Origin of the sequence: Mesorhizobium sp. M7A.F.Ca.MR.148.00.0.0 (assembly GCF_003997735.1) — a bacterium.
Classification (GTDB): domain Bacteria; phylum Pseudomonadota; class Alphaproteobacteria; order Rhizobiales; family Rhizobiaceae; genus Mesorhizobium.
On sequence record NZ_RZTB01000489.1, the window covers coordinates 1 to 312 of the forward strand.

At 58.3% G+C, this 312-nt stretch carries 1 pseudogene; it reads left to right on the forward strand.

The window, feature by feature from the left end:
* Positions 1 to 245: 245 nt before the first annotated feature.
* Positions 246 to 312: pseudogene (locus EOB49_RS38460) on the forward strand (DUF2158 domain-containing protein); the annotation flags it as partial.

Genomic DNA, 312 nt, shown 5'->3' on the forward strand with positions numbered 1-312 from the left:
GCACCGCATTCGTAATGCGGGGGTCGCGTGTTCGAGTCACGCAAGCGGCACCATTCCTCCTCCATTTTTGTCGTCTGTCTGCCCCTTCGCAGCTGGTGCAAAGGATTGCGGCGCCGGCCTGGCAGATCTGCCATTGTCGAGACACCGGTTTGGTGTGAAAATCATGGCCTCAGCATGGGAGGTCAAAAATGCCCAACAATTTCAAGACCGGAGACGTCGTCAGGCTGAAATCCGGAGGTCCCAGGATGACGATCAGCGATGGGGCAGCCTCGGGCATGTATCTGTGCCACTGGTTCAATCGCGAGGGCGAGG